This window comes from Pseudomonadota bacterium, assembly GCA_034660915.1.
Taxonomy (GTDB): domain Bacteria; phylum Desulfobacterota; class Anaeroferrophillalia; order Anaeroferrophillales; family Anaeroferrophillaceae; genus DQWO01.
On record JAYEKE010000089.1, the window covers coordinates 1 to 14,246 of the forward strand.

14 protein-coding genes and 2 pseudogenes are annotated in these 14,246 nt (G+C 48.9%); 10 read left to right on the forward strand and 6 right to left on the reverse strand.

Annotation, left to right across the window (positions count from 1 at the left end):
- The 6 genes and pseudogenes from U9P07_05220 to U9P07_05245 all read left to right on the forward strand — a co-directional run.
- Positions 1-411, forward strand: a 411-nt coding sequence (locus U9P07_05220; protein MEA2108804.1) for a transposase, incomplete at its 5' end; no start/stop codon positions are given.
- Positions 408-1,906, forward strand: a pseudogene (locus U9P07_05225) (type I restriction endonuclease). The gene U9P07_05220 and the pseudogene U9P07_05225, both read left to right, overlap by 4 nt.
- A gap of 112 nt (positions 1,907-2,018) precedes the next feature.
- Complete coding sequence (locus tag U9P07_05230) at positions 2,019-2,363, forward strand: hypothetical protein (GenBank protein ID MEA2108805.1); 345 nt, start codon at positions 2,019-2,021, stop codon at positions 2,361-2,363.
- Positions 2,364-2,366: 3 nt separating this feature from the next.
- A complete protein-coding gene (locus U9P07_05235; GenBank protein ID MEA2108806.1) occupies positions 2,367-3,602 on the forward strand; it encodes a tetratricopeptide repeat protein in 1,236 nt (411 codons plus the stop codon).
- A 16-nt stretch (positions 3,603-3,618) separates the two neighbouring features.
- Positions 3,619-4,113, forward strand: coding sequence for a hypothetical protein (locus U9P07_05240; GenBank protein MEA2108807.1), 495 nt, complete (start codon positions 3,619-3,621; stop codon positions 4,111-4,113).
- A gap of 124 nt (positions 4,114-4,237) precedes the next feature.
- Positions 4,238-5,131, forward strand: coding sequence for a virulence protein RhuM/Fic/DOC family protein (locus U9P07_05245; protein ID MEA2108808.1), 894 nt, complete (start codon positions 4,238-4,240; stop codon positions 5,129-5,131).
- 395 nt (positions 5,132-5,526) lie between these two features.
- On the opposite strand, the gene glnQ is transcribed toward U9P07_05245, so the two are convergent.
- The 3 genes from glnQ to glnH form a co-directional block, all read right to left on the reverse strand.
- Positions 5,527-6,258, reverse strand: coding sequence for a glutamine ABC transporter ATP-binding protein GlnQ (glnQ, locus tag U9P07_05250; protein ID MEA2108809.1), 732 nt, complete (start codon positions 6,256-6,258; stop codon positions 5,527-5,529).
- Between the two features lie 58 nt (positions 6,259-6,316).
- Complete coding sequence (locus U9P07_05255) at positions 6,317-7,039, reverse strand: ABC transporter permease subunit (GenBank protein ID MEA2108810.1); 723 nt, start codon at positions 7,037-7,039, stop codon at positions 6,317-6,319.
- Positions 7,040-7,163: 124 nt separating this feature from the next.
- A complete protein-coding gene (glnH, locus tag U9P07_05260; protein ID MEA2108811.1) occupies positions 7,164-7,901 on the reverse strand; it encodes a glutamine ABC transporter substrate-binding protein GlnH in 738 nt (245 codons plus the stop codon).
- A gap of 398 nt (positions 7,902-8,299) precedes the next feature.
- On the opposite strand from glnH, the pseudogene U9P07_05265 reads away from it, so the two are divergent.
- Positions 8,300-8,833, forward strand: a pseudogene (locus U9P07_05265) (helicase-related protein).
- A gap of 233 nt (positions 8,834-9,066) precedes the next feature.
- On the opposite strand, the gene U9P07_05270 reads toward U9P07_05265, so the two are convergent.
- Both U9P07_05270 and U9P07_05275 read right to left on the reverse strand, forming a co-directional pair.
- A complete protein-coding gene (locus U9P07_05270) occupies positions 9,067-9,240 on the reverse strand; it encodes a hypothetical protein (GenBank protein MEA2108812.1) in 174 nt (57 codons plus the stop codon).
- A gap of 158 nt (positions 9,241-9,398) precedes the next feature.
- On the reverse strand, positions 9,399-9,644 hold the full coding sequence (locus U9P07_05275; protein MEA2108813.1) for a hypothetical protein: 246 nt from the start codon (positions 9,642-9,644) through the stop codon (positions 9,399-9,401).
- A 572-nt stretch (positions 9,645-10,216) separates the two neighbouring features.
- On the opposite strand from U9P07_05275, the gene U9P07_05280 reads away from it, so the two are divergent.
- Positions 10,217-11,428, forward strand: a complete 1,212-nt coding sequence (locus U9P07_05280) for an HDOD domain-containing protein (GenBank protein MEA2108814.1) — start codon at positions 10,217-10,219, stop codon at positions 11,426-11,428.
- Positions 11,429-11,605: 177 nt separating this feature from the next.
- Here U9P07_05280 and U9P07_05285 read toward each other — a convergent pair whose 3' ends face one another.
- A complete protein-coding gene (locus U9P07_05285) occupies positions 11,606-11,728 on the reverse strand; it encodes a hypothetical protein (protein ID MEA2108815.1) in 123 nt (40 codons plus the stop codon).
- A gap of 139 nt (positions 11,729-11,867) precedes the next feature.
- On the opposite strand from U9P07_05285, the gene serA reads away from it, so the two are divergent.
- Complete coding sequence (gene serA, locus U9P07_05290; protein ID MEA2108816.1) at positions 11,868-13,490, forward strand: phosphoglycerate dehydrogenase; 1,623 nt, start codon at positions 11,868-11,870, stop codon at positions 13,488-13,490.
- Positions 13,491-13,523: 33 nt separating this feature from the next.
- On the forward strand, positions 13,524-14,246 hold a 723-nt coding region (locus U9P07_05295), incomplete at its 3' end, for an HDOD domain-containing protein (GenBank protein MEA2108817.1).

The window sequence follows — 14,246 nt, forward strand, 5'->3', positions numbered from 1 at the left end:
CCCAAAACGACCGACCCCCAAACGGGCGACCCCAAAACGGGCGACCCCAAAACGGGCGACCCCAAAACGGGCGAACACAAGGTTCGCCCCTACGTGGTTGGCACAAACACGGCCGGCCCAAACGGAAGGCCGCGGGGAACGTTACCGGATACGGTGGGGCGCATTGTTCAGGCATTCAAATCCATTACCACGCATGAATATACAATCGGTGTCAAACAACGCGGTTGGCCGTCATATCCCGGCAAATTATGGCAACGTAATTATTACGAACACATCATCCGTAACGAAAACGAATTCACCCGAATTCGGGAATACATCGTCAACAATCCCCAAAAATGGGAATTGGACCGGGAAAATCCAGATGTTTCCATTTTTGAAACACCTGCGGTGCAACAGAAGGGGCAATCATGACCACCGAACCGGCCAAGATTACTGAATCGGTCGTCGAACAAACAGCATTGGCCTGGTTCGAGAGCCTCGGCTATGCGGTCGAATCCGGACCCGCAATCAGCCCCGGAGAACCGGGGGCGGAACGCGGGGATTACGACCAGGTCGTTTTGATTGGAAGGCTTCAGATCGCACTCGCAAATATCAATCTGAACATCCCGCCGGATGCCATTGAAGAGGCCGTCCGGAAAATTGCAAGGGCCGACTCGCCCAGCCTGATCGAAAACAACCGGCGTTTCCATCGCATGCTGACCGACGGCGTGGATGTCTCCTACATGCAGGACGGCCGCGAGGTGCACAACAAGGTCTGGCTGCTCGATCTTGAAGACCTGGAAAACAACGACTGGCTCGCCGTTAATCAGTTCACGGTCATTGAGGACCGTAGAAACCGGCGGCCCGACATCGTGGTTTTTGTCAATGGCCTGCCCCTGGGCGTGATCGAGCTCAAGAATCCCGCAGATGAGAAGGCCACCATCCGCCATGCCTTCAACCAGCTTCAGACCTACAAAAGTGATATCCCCGGTCTCTTCATCTATAACGAGCTGCTTGTCATTTCCGACGGCCTGGAGGCCCGCGGCGGGACGCTAACCAGCGGCTGGGACCGGTTCATGCCGTGGCGCACGATTGATGGCAAAGAAGTCGCTCCGCGAGGCTCTGTGGAACTTGAAGTGCTGCTCAAGGGGGTTTTTGAAAAGCGGTGTTTTCTCGACCTTGTATTGAATTTTGTCGTGTTCGATGATGACGGAGCCGCGATTGCCAAAAAAGCGGCGGCATATCATCAGTTTCATGCGGTCAACAAAGCGGTTGAATGTACCTTGTCGGCATGCTGTATGCCCGTTTCCCGGAGCATGACGCGTACAACCAGTATGAGGTGCGCGAGCCGCAGGCCGCTTATGGCTCTGGAACCGATCACTTCGGTGGTCGCCGTATCGGGGTGATCTGGCATACCCAGGGAAGCGGCAAGAGCCTTTTGATGGCGTTTTTTGCCGATAAGATCATCCGTCATCTGGCCATGGAGAATCCTACATTGCTGATGATAAACGACCGGAATGACCTGGACGATCAGCTCTTTGGCACGTTTTCATCCTGCCGTGATCTTCTGCGGCAGACACCCGTTCAGGCGGAAAGCCGTGAACATTTGAAGGAGCTGCTTCAGGTTCCTTCAGGCGGGGTGGTTTTCACGACGATTCAGGAATTTCTGCCTGACGAGAAGGGCCGGCAATACCCCGAATTATCAACTCGTCGGAATATCGTGGTCATTGCCGATGAAGCGCACCGCAGTCAGTATGACTTCATCGACGGATTCGCGCGCCACATGCACGACGCTCTGCCGAATGCGTCCTTCATTGGGTTTACGGGTACGCCCATCGAACGTGACGACCGCAGCACGCCGGCGGTCTTCGGCGACTACATCGATAAATACGACATCCTGCGGGCAGTCGAAGACGGCGCTACCGTTGTTGGAGGGCAAGGGGCAGCAGGCCGAACGGACCATCAGGAACCGGTACGCGGCATGGCGGCGCGGTTCACAGACGGACGATACAGACGCACCCCGGCGTACGGTGGGAAAATTGCGGCAGAACGCCAAAAAGGCGCGTCTGATCCGGTTGGAAAAACAAAAACGTGACCGCAAGCGGCGGGAGATCCAGCGACGTGAGAAACGCAAGGCGTATCTGAAGAATCTGTCCAGCGATTTTCCCAAGGCCTGGGCGTCGGTCAAAGAACCTGTCGAGTGCGGATCGGGGCGGGGCTATGACGAGGCCTGCCGCATACTCGTCGACATCGCCGAAGCCTATGACCTGTTTGCGACTAAAAAGCAATTCCAAAGGGAATTGAAGAAATTCATGGCCGGCCACCTGCGGCGCAAAGCGCTGATTCAACGGCTGGTGAAATCCGGTATCTGGAAGGATCAATAAAAGATGGGTACGAGAAGCAAGAAAGGTGTTAAGGAACTCGAAGTTTTGGACAAGCTTATTGAGAAAATCACCGTCGACGCATACAGCGATGATGAACAGCTCTGGGCCTTTCGGCAGGCCTTTGAGGATGACGTTGCCCTGCCGGTCGACGGTTTCGTCATTGGGGAACCGGTTTCGGTGATCGCGGTGGACTACGACGGCAATGAACGGCGTGGTCTGACGGCAAAGTGCCGCCGGGAGTACGGTTCGGAATATATAATTGCAGTCTCCGAGGTCGTGTTGCCGCAAACATCGGCAGGGGCACGTTACATCGCCGCCTACCGCAGGTGGCTCAACCTCGATCCTTACCCAGCTGGGACGCAAAAAACCTCTCGACGGCGCAGGCAGCACAAGGCAACAGACGATGACATCGACCTGAGCAAACCGGTCGAAGTGGTTGCGTTAGCGGTCAAGGAACGGGCCGCCCGGTGCCGTTTGCTGGGAAGCGACCGGATCATTACCCTGCGCGCAAGCCGTCTCTGGGAGGTGGTGCCTGGCGCCATCGTCACGGTCAAGCCAGGAAAACAGTGGCGTTATGGCGGTCATCCGTATCTTTCCGGCGAGATTCAGTCGACTCGGATCGACGTGAAGGCCCTCGATCTGGCGCCTTTGGGGCTTGCAGAGATGGGCCTGTGGGACCCCAAGGAAGCGTACTGGGGAGAAGAAGACGACCCCATCGAAGATTGGGCTAAGCCGATCATCGCCCATGGCCCCCGCCCCATGTTCGATATGGAACAGGTGCTGCCCGGCGAGGACTCTGACGATCCTTTCAATGACCCCATCACTCGGTCCAGCGATCTCAAAGATGCCGGTGAGCGGGCAGAGGCGATGAAGATATTGATGGAGCTGTGCCAGGAGGACCTGCGCTGCCTCGATGCCCATTCGCATCTGGGCAATTTCATCTTTGACCACCATCCCGATGATGCCATCCGGCATTACGAAGTCGGTTTGCGCATCGGCGAGCTGTCTTTGGGTAACGATTTTACCGGCGTGCTGGCGTGGGGCCTGATCGACAACCGTCCGTTTCTGCGCTGTATGCACGGTTATGGATTGTGTCTCTGGCGTCTTGGACGCTTTGACGAGGCGGAGCACATTTTTGAGAAGATGCTCTGGCTGAACCCGTCCGACAACCAGGGCGTGCGGTTTCTCATCGACGAGGTGAAGGGGAAAACCGCCTGGGAGGATCGTGAAGTCGAGTGACAAGCAAAGGGACGCCATGAGCCCCGCGAAGCGCAAAAGGCACTTTCGCAAGAAGGGATTTATGGCCGGGTTCGAGGATATCGTCACCGGCGCACCTAAAAAAGTTGAGCCGTATCCGTGGCTTGAGACGGCCGGATTCTACAAGGCAAGCGGTCTGAAGATAATAAATGATGCTGAAGGTGATTTCCCGGCTGGTCCACCGTTTCACGGTGTGCCGCCCGACCTTGAAACCTATCGCAGCCGTGGGCATCGGCGTCTGGACACCTGGACGTATGACGCCAAGTGCATGACCTGTATCTGGGGCTGTCGCATGCCGGTGGAGATGATCATCGACCACTGGAATCCGTCCAAGAAACGGTACCGGTTCGAGACCTTCTGTTACGGACCGAAAAGCTGCGCTCTTTACAAGGCCGGACCGACGCGCAAGGTGCCGGGGCGAAAGGGCATGTCCTACACCGAGGAAGATTGGGTCGACGAAGACGCAACCGCCCACCGGGGGCCGGATGATTGAGGGTTCATGCTCCCGGTGGCAAAAATCCGCTGTATGGCAATTGGATAATGTCGAATGAATTGGGTCGCGAATTGGGCAGCGAAAGAAAAGTTGTCTAAGAAAATTATATTCCGAGAACGGATTGATGGCAAAAAAAATTGATAAAACAGCAAGTTCCGATAAAGGCGAGATCATTCTGTATCGATCGCCGGACGGCAAGGCTGCGCTGGATGTGCGCCTGGAACAGGAAACGGTCTGGCTCAATCAACGTCAGATGGCCGAACTCTTTGATAAGGATACGGACACCATCGGCCTGCACGTCCGTAACATATACAAAGAAGGCGAGTTGACCCGAAAGGGAACTACCGAGCAATCCTCGGTAGTTCAAAATGAAGGTGGCCGGCAGGTTCGCCGTAAGGTCAATTTTTACAATCTTGATGTTATCATATCGGTTGGTTACCGGGTCAAGTCCAGGCGCGGCACCCAATTGCGAATCTGGGCTACCAATGTGCTGCGGGAGCACCTGATCAGGGGATTCACCCTCAACGAAAAGCGGCTGCGGGAACAGGAACAAAAACTGGTTGATTTACGGCGCACTGTCGGCCTTTTAGAACAAACGTTGGCTCACCAAGCCATCGGTCTGGATGAAGCCAAAGGGCTTTTGCAAGTCATCACTGATTATGCCTATGCGTTGACGACCCTGGACCGATTTGACCACGGCACGTTGACCATCGAGGAGGTAACGCGCCCGGCACCATTTATAATGACATATGAGGCGGCCATGGAAATCGTCAAGGCCATGGGAACGGAGTTCGGTGGCTTATTCGGTCTGGAAAAGGATCAGGGCTTTAAAAGCGCCCTGGGTGCCGTCTATCAGACCTATGGCGGTGAGGATCTCTATCCCAGCATCGAGGAAAAGGCCGTCAACCTGCTTTACTTCGTGGTCAAAAACCACGCCTTCAGCGACGGCAACAAACGCATCGCCGCAGCCCTGTTCATCGCTTTACAGCAAAGATGGCTCCAAGCGGATTGCCGATAACGCATTGGTGGCCATCACGCTGATGATCGCAGAAAGCAATCCTGCGGATAAAGAGACCATGGTCAAGCTGATCGTCAACTTGATAAACAACCGGAATTAAACCATTGGCGTGGAATAATGTCGAGCTGTGACATGCTATGACATTAGTTGTGACATGAAGTGTGAAACCAGAAAATTGGAAAATTGAGTTGACGCCGCTTCCGCATCATCGGGAGCAGCCTGATCTTTGATAACGCGTTGATATTGAAGGATTTCGGTTAACTTCCGGAGAAAGAGAACGGTTATGAAGAGGGTTGCACACGGGGAGCCAGACTATTAAGGCCATTTCTTGTAAGAGAAATGGCCTTTTTTTGTATACTACTCATACCCCGCTTTTTGTTCTGGGATGAGTTGATTTAGTGGTGTTTTACATGTCCTAAAAAGTCCTTTAGTCTCTCCGATCGGGGGTTTTTCATCACTTCTTCTGGCTTCCCCTCCTCAACAATTGTACCCTCGTCCATAAAGATCAGTCGGTCGCCAACCTGGGATGCAAATCCCATTTCATGGGTGACCACAATCATGGTCATACCACTGTCTTTGGCAATCTTTTTCATGATATCCAGGACTTCACCGATCATTTCAGGATCCAAAGCCGAGGTTGGTTCATCAAACAGCATAACTTTGGGGTTTACCGCCAGGGCCCTGGCGATTGCAACCCGCTGCTGTTGCCCGCCGGAAAGCTGTCCGGGAAGTTTATCTTTAAACTCAGCCAAACCAACCTTGTTCAGTAGGTCAGCGGCAATATTCCTGGATTCAGTTTTACTTTTTTTCCTTGCTTTCTGGGGGCCGAAAGCGACATTCTCAAGGGCAGTCATATGCGGGAAAAGATTGAATTGCTGAAAGACCATACCGACCTCCAGCCGTATCTGACGTGTCATTTGTCGTTCAGCAGGGATATTGATCTCATCAACAATCAACCTTCCTCCGGTTATCATTTCCAGACAGTTGATACAGCGAATCAAGGTGGATTTACCAGAACCGGACGGACCGATTATCACCACAACCTCACCCGTGGAGATTGAAAGGTTGATATTATGTAAGACTTCCCTATGGCCAAATGATTTACAGACATTTTTCAGTTCAATAATACTCGGCATTATTCATCTTTCTCTCAGCTCAGGAGTTAAGAATAGGACTCCCATGATTCTAAAACATTTTCATTTTTCTTTCAAAATACCTTAAGGTTGTGGCTATCGCAGTCGTCATGATCAGATACATGACCGCTACAGTCAGCCAGATTTCAAGTGCCCTGAAATTACTCGCCATAATTTCCTGGCCCTGCCGGGTTAATTCACCGACTCCGATAACAATAAAAAGGGAGGTGTCCTTGAGGCTGATAATAAACTGGTTTCCAAGTGGCGGGATCATTCTTCTAATGGCTATCGGGCCAATAATATGAAAGATCAGCTGGAAACGATTTATTCCCAGAGACATCCCGGCTTCCAAAAGACCCTTGTCAACTGACATGACCGCTCCCCGGACAATCTCCGCAATATAGGCTCCCGCATTGATAACAATTGTAATGACGGCGGCAGTAACTGCTTCTATACGAAAACGCTCGATATCCAGGAGAAGCTTGACTAACATCGGGAAAGCGAAATAGATAAACATGGCCTGAACAATAATCGGGGTGCCTCGTATCGTCTCGACATAAGCGCCGGAAATGTAGCGGATCAGGATACTGATCGACTTGAAGATTCCGGGTGGTGTTTCCCCAAGGTATTCAGTTCCCGCTAAACGTCCCAGCCCGGCTGAAATACCAAAAATCATGCCGCCGACAATTCCCAGGATAGTAATAATCCAGGTCAATTTGGCCCCGACAAGAAGAGCGGGAATAGAGTCGGTAATAACTGAAAATTCAAAACCCATAAGTTATCCCGTCCGTATAAGATTGATGGATTTGTAACCAGTAGCAAAACCGATGGCTATCAAAAAAAGATCCCTTCTGTGCTCGCTTGGGTACAGAAGGGATCATGAAGGCGTTACCTGCAGATTATTCAGGATCCGCGTTAAACCATTTTCTATACAGCTTTGCATAAGTGCCATCCTCCATCATCTCAAGAAGGGCAACGTTGACTTTGTCACGCAAAGCACTTCCCTGCGGAAAAGCGATTCCGTATTGAGAGGCTTTAACATCGGGACCGACAGCCTTAACCTTGCCGTTTCCGGCGGCCTTGATGTAATAAAGAACATTCGGGGTATCGTGCATTGCCGCGTCAGCACCGCCGGTTACAACTTCAAGATAAGCTTGATCGATATTCGGGAACTTGACTATTTTTTTAGCTCCGAGAGTCTTAACGTATTCAACGGTTGCCGTGCCAAGTTTTACCGCCACAACTTTACCTTTTAAATCAGCTGGAGACTTGATACTTTTATTGCCGGCCCGGACCATGACCTTCAGACCAGCCCTGAAGTAGGGATGAGAAAAATCGATTTTCTTTTCCCGGGAGGATTTAATGAAAATAGCTGCCAGGGCAACGTCAAGGTTGCCGGTTGTCAGGCCGGGAATCAGGCCATTGAAATCCATTGGCTTCAGTTCATATTCAACCCCAATGCGCTTGGCAATCTCTGCCCACAGATCAATATCAAAACCCGTATACTTACCATCCTTGCCTTTGTATTCAAAAGGCACAAAAGCAGTGTCCGTACCGACATACAACTTGTCGGCAAAAGCAACTCCGGATGTAACAATCATTATGCTTGCAAGCATTAATACAATCAGTTTTTTCATGATCTTGCCTCCTTCTTTTGAGATGCTGGTTTGGGAGTCATCGTAAAATTCATACTATTATATGTAGAAAGCTACATAAAGCCAATACTATAATCATTAACTAAGCTGAGCTATTAGCCATTAGCATTTAGCTTTTAATAATCAGGGCTTTACGTTGATTAGTAACAAAACCCATCGGGTGAATATGTATAATATTAAATATCTTGTAATTATTGAGCTAATCGCTAAGTGCTAAAAGCTAATCGCATAATTTAGGTATTACTAACAGTTGCCACTCAGATATGTCAATATTTTTACTTGATTTTGTGCAATAAGAATAGTAAACACCTCCTCCTGTAATGGCCAATCTGATTGGTTCCGAAGTGTGTCTGCCAAAGGGTATCATATATCAAAACTGTCTGCCCCAACTCATCAAGGATGGCGAATGGGAGAGGGCACTCGTTTTTACCCGCACCAAACACGGTGCCAATCGCCTGGCCACTTATTTGGAAAAAAGTGGTATCGGCGCGGCTGCCATTGACGGCAACAAAAGCCAGACCGCGAGGACCCGGGCTCTCTCAGAGTTTAAAAGCGGTAAGGTTAGAACCCTGGTAGCGACCGATATTGCCGCCCGGGGACTGGATATTGACAAGCTTCCCTACGTGGTTAATTTTGATTTGTCCAACGTGGCGGAAGACTATGTGCATCGTATTGGCCGTACCGGCCGGGCGGGATGCAGCGGCATGGCTACTTCGCTGGTCAGTGCCGATGAACAGAAATTACTCCGTTCCATCGAGCACCTGCTGGGCAGTAAGATTGCGGTTGAGGTTGTTGACGGTTTTGAGCAGAACCCGGCGGATAAAGATGAAGAGACCTTTGTCAATTTTTCCCGTCGTGGAAGGGGGCATAAACCCGGAGGTTATTCAAGGTCACGAAGTGCAGGAGCTAGTTGAAAAAGTTCCGGTAAAGCTCATACATATGCAAAGCGGAACGATAAAACCGCCAGTCCACGTAGTCAAGGCCATTCCAATCAGGTTGCACATTCTTCCCGGTGAGAAATAATCATTTCTTTTCGATAGAATATATTATCAATCGGATCGACCACCATTATGACTCTGGCTTAATTTTAGTCTCAACTTTCTGACTTGTGTTGCCAGGGACATATTACCGGATGTTCGGGCTTGGCTCATAGCCTGTCTGCCGACAGGCAGGCGGTATTGGCCGCCGTACGAATCACACGACGTGATTCGCGGCGGACAATCGGGGACATTGCTTTAGCGGTGTCCTCACAAGCCGGCCTGTCTGCGTGCGGCACGCACAGGCAGGCCATGGACGGCTGGCGAGAATGAGCGAGAGCCATGCCGGTAAGTTTCTTTCCACTGTTTTTAGAGCAACTCAGAAAGTTGAGTTTAGTGTTAATCAGGTAAAGTTATTTATTGGTTTTTTCTCCACAAGATAGAATGTGGTAAGGATTATTATTGGTACTCTATCATGTGGTGATTTTTTTCAAGACAGTTGTTAATTCCCATTCGTTGTGGATTCGATCGCTGGGGCTCCTTCTTTTTCGCGCCCCGCTACCAAGGCCTTGATGAACCCCATGAACAGAATAAGGGCCGGGACCAACTGGGCCACAACGATCAGCGCACAGACACCAACAAAAACGATGACGAGGATCCCGCTCTTGTAAACCACTACGCTCTCCGCGGCAAATGCTGGGCTGATAGCTGCCAGAACCAAAAAGATTGTTGAGATAGTCGTTTTCATTTTTACTCCTCCTTTTCTATGCATCTCCTAAAGGTTTCAATGTCTCTTCTATATTCTTTATACAATATACAGTAAGCATAAAACGTACCAACAAGGAAATAAAACTCATCTTATTACGTAACCTGTTGGATTTACTCGTTTTAATGAGATAAACGGGAAAAAGAGAATTTAGTTTATTTCGTCCTAGTGTATATATTCTTTGTACATTGTATCCTCTTATATAGACTTCCGGGAGATATTTAATACCCTAACCCGTTGAATATTAAAGGTTTAGCAGATGTTCTTTGGGAGTATACGAAAAAAGTGCTCCTATTCCAGTACCTTGCTTTCAGCCACTATACTTTTGTAGTAAATATTTTGGTTCATCCGACTAAAGCGTACTTTGTCTCATGCAAAGCAAATATCTTGAGCTTGGAAAATTAAAGGCCCTAAGTGCAGGTAAATTGTCAGTGGGTTTTCAGTATATTGATAAAAAGTAAAGTTTTGAGACAAAAAACCGATATTTTTTTAATAATGATTTAAATTATAATCACAATTTTGTCATATTAACATCGAATTGTAGATATATTATCATGGATGCATACGTTGCCAGACAGCCGATTTTTGATCAGCAAAAGCGAATATATGCCTACGAATTGCTTTTTCGCGATGGCACCGCTAACTTTGCTGCGGATATTGATGGTGATGTGGCTACTCACACGGTTCTGGCCAACAGTATCTTGACTATCGGGATGGACGTTATTGCCGGCGGGAAAAAAACTTTTATCAATTTTACCCGTAATTTGCTGGTAAATAAAGTTCCTCTGCTGCTGCCTAAGGAAAATATCGTTGTTGAAATTCTTGAGGATGTGCAGGCGGAAGAAGAGGTGGTTGCTGCTTGCCGGGAAATGGGTCAAAAAGGGTTCGAAATCGCCCTTGATGATTTTGAATATTCACCGGAACTGGAGCCGCTGATATCTCTGGCTGATATCATTAAATTTGATTTTCGCCTCAGTTCTCCCGAGGAGATTAAAGCTTATATCCAGCAGTTAGCGGGAAAAAATATCCGCCTGCTGGCGGAAAAGGTTGAAACCCTGGAAGAGTTTAAGCTGGCTCTGGATATGGGTTTTGAGTTGTTCCAGGGTTATTTTTTTTGTAAACCCGAAATCATGAAGGGAAAGGAGATCCCTTCTTCGCAAATAGCCCAGCTGCAAATTATGGCGGAAATAAACAAACCTGATTTCGATTTTAATGAACTGGAGGCCTTGATTGTCAGGGATGTGGGGATATCCTATAAATTACTGCGTTATATCAATTCACCCTTTTTTGCCAAACCCAGTAAAATTTCAGCTATTAAACAAGCCCTGGTCTATATGGGTGGGACTGAGCTGCGGCGTTTTATGTCCCTGATGACGATTACCACACTTGCCGAAGGTAAACCACATGAATTGATCAGCTTGTCCTGTATCAGGGGGAAATTCTGTGAATTATTGGGTAAGGAAAGTAAATATCAGCTGAAAGCGGCTGAACTTTTTACCGTCGGTATGTTTTCCCTGATTGATGCGATTATTGATCAGCCGATGGATAAGGTGATGGAAAAATTGCCATTGTCGGAAAGCTTGGTTACAGCGTTGGTTCACAAGAAGGGACTGCTGGCCGGATTCCTGATGCTCAGTATTGCCTATGAACAAGGGAAATGGGCTTCCATTGCAAAAATTGCCAAACGGTTGGGTATCGATGAAGCTGCAATTCCCAGGCTCTATAGTGAAGCCTGTCAATGGAGTAATTCAATTGCCAGTATGTAAAAAGGATAGCTGTCGAATTTAATCTCTCAACTTCCCAGGTTGGTTTTGCGGACCTCGGAGGTTTTCCACCAATTCAGCCGCCGTGGTATTGCCAGGGCAGTATCAATCCCAAAATCAAAGCCGCTAAAAAATCTCTTTGATAGATATCTCCTGTTCGGTTAAATTTTTATCATCATTTCAGTTGCAACTGCCTACCAGATTTTGACAGAGATACTCAAGCTTTTTGCCGCTGCTTTCCAGCGAACTCAACTTTCTGACTAGTGTTGCCAGGGACGGCCGGCGAGAATGAGCGAGAGCCATGCCGGAATATCCCTGTAAATTTCTTTCTACTGTTTTTAGAGCAACTCAGAAAGTTGAGCAGTGAATTAATATTGCGCTTTAAACTGCTTTTTGCTAGGTTGTTTTTTATCTTTTCAAATATCCAGATAAGGAGTTTGACATGGCTTTGTACAAAGTTTTAATCACCGATAACCTGGCACCTGAAGGCATTGAAATTCTTCAAAATGAGAGCCAGATTGAACTTGAAATAAAGGTGGGCATTCCCCCTGGAGAGCTGAAAGCCTGTATAGGCGATTATGATGCTATCATTACCCGAAGTGGAACAACTATCACCGCCGATCTGCTGGAAAATCCCGGCCGGTTGAAAATAATCGGCCGGGCCGGGGTCGGGCTGGACAATATTGATCTTGAAGCCGCCAGCATCAAAGGGGTTATTGTCATGAATGCCCCTACCGGCAATACCATTGCCGCAACGGAACTAACCATGGGTATGATGCTGGCCGCCGCCCGGAAAATTCCGGCTGCCAATATCTCCCTGAAACATGTGGAATGGACCCGGAAGAAATTCATGGGACGACAATTATATGGTAAAACCCTGGGAATTATCGGCCTGGGACGGATTGGCGGCAGCGTTGCTGCCCGGGCCAAAGCCTTCGGGATGAAAATAATTGCCTTTGATCCTTATATCAAAAAAGCCAAGGCTACCGGACTTGGAGTTACTCTTTATGACCGTTTGGAAGATGTTCTTGGTTTAAGCGATGTGATTACCGTCCATACCCCGAAAACCGATGAAACCAGAGATATGATTTCAGCTCCTGAGTTTGACTCTATGAAGGATGGGATTATCATCATCAACTGTGCCCGGGGTGGAATTATTAATGAGGATGCCCTTTATGAAGCCGCCAGATCCGGGAAGGTTTTTGCTGCCGGGGTAGATGTTTTTGGCCGGGAGCCTTTAGGACCTCATAAACTACTGGAACTGGATAATGTTTTTGTTACCCCCCATATTGGTGCCAATACGGTTGAGGGTCAGGAAGGAGTGGCGGTGATTATTGCCAGGCAGGTGATTAACGCGCTGCAGGGCCTGGCTTATGAGAATGCGGTCAATATTCCTTTTATGCGCTCCCAGCTGCCGCCGGTGATGCAGTTTTATTTCGATCTGGCTGAATCCATGGGCCGCTTGGCCGCCCAGATTTCCAAAGGCCGTCCGGAATCCTTTGAATTTATCATGGTGGGTCAGAAGTTTAAAGAGGATTTCGGCGAGCGGGTTTTTGACATTCCTTTCAGTTTCCAGCCTTTTACGGTGGCCGGGCTTAAAGGTTTCCTGGAAAAGAATGTCAAGGAAACGGTTTCCTTTATTAATGCTTCCTACCTGGCCAAAGAGCGGGATATGAAGATTCATGAATCTAAAACCTCATCCTATGAAAATTATAATGATCTGTTGCTCCTGCGCCTGAAAACCGATGTTGATGAGCATCTGCTTGGCGGGACGGTATTTGCCGACAATGTTTGTCGTATTCTGTTTCTGGATCAGTTTCACCTGGAAATGGTGGCCAGGGGCAGTTATCTTTATTTTAAAAATATTGATAAACCGGGGATCGTCGGGCGCGTGGGAACGGTTCTGGGTAAGCATCGGATAAATATTGCCGGTTTCAATCTGTCGCGAATCATGGGTGGCAAGGCGGTTTCTTTTGTTTCCCTGGACAATGATGTTTCTGAAGCTGCCCTGGAGGAATTGTTGGAACAGGACGGCCTGCTGGAAGCGAAAGTGGTTAGTTTATAACCTGAATAATATTTTTATGCAGGGTGGACAGAGATGGAAAAACAGGAATTACATCGGAAAATCTATGCCAAGATTGAGGAACTTCCCACCCTGCCAGCCGTGATTCCAAAACTTTTGAGCCTGATGGACAACCCCAAAACTAGTGCCGTAGATGTTAAGGAGGTCATTTCCCATGACCCGGCCATGACGGCTAAACTGCTCAAGGTGGCTAACTCCGCTTATTACGGTTTCCCCTCAAAAATATCTGATCTCCAGCATGCCGTGGCCTTGTTGGGGTTCAATCTGGTAAAATCCCTGGCCATTTCCATTGGCGTCATTAAAAACTTTCCCCGGGGGAAGCAGTCGGCCTATTTTTCCGCCTCCGGGTTATGGCTGCACAGCCTGGTGGTGGCCACCGTTATGCAGGATATGGGTCGCCGTTTTTATTCCCGGGACGATAATCACGATTATCTTTTCATTATTGGCCTCTTGCATGATCTGGGTAAGGTGGTGCTGGACCAGTTTTTTCCTGAGCTTTTCAATGAAGTGCTGGAAAAGGCCAATGCCGGAGAGCATATCAAACTGCACCGGATCGAAAGGGAGATTATCGGCATTGATCATTGTGAAGTCAGTGCCATGTTGCTGACCCGCTGGAAATTTCCGCCAAAAATTGTCCAGCCCATTGCCGGTCATCATCAGCGGGAGGTTTTGGCGGGGGTCAGCCAGAAGGATGTGGTGTTGTTGCGCATAGCCAATGTTATCGCCCAGGAACTTGGG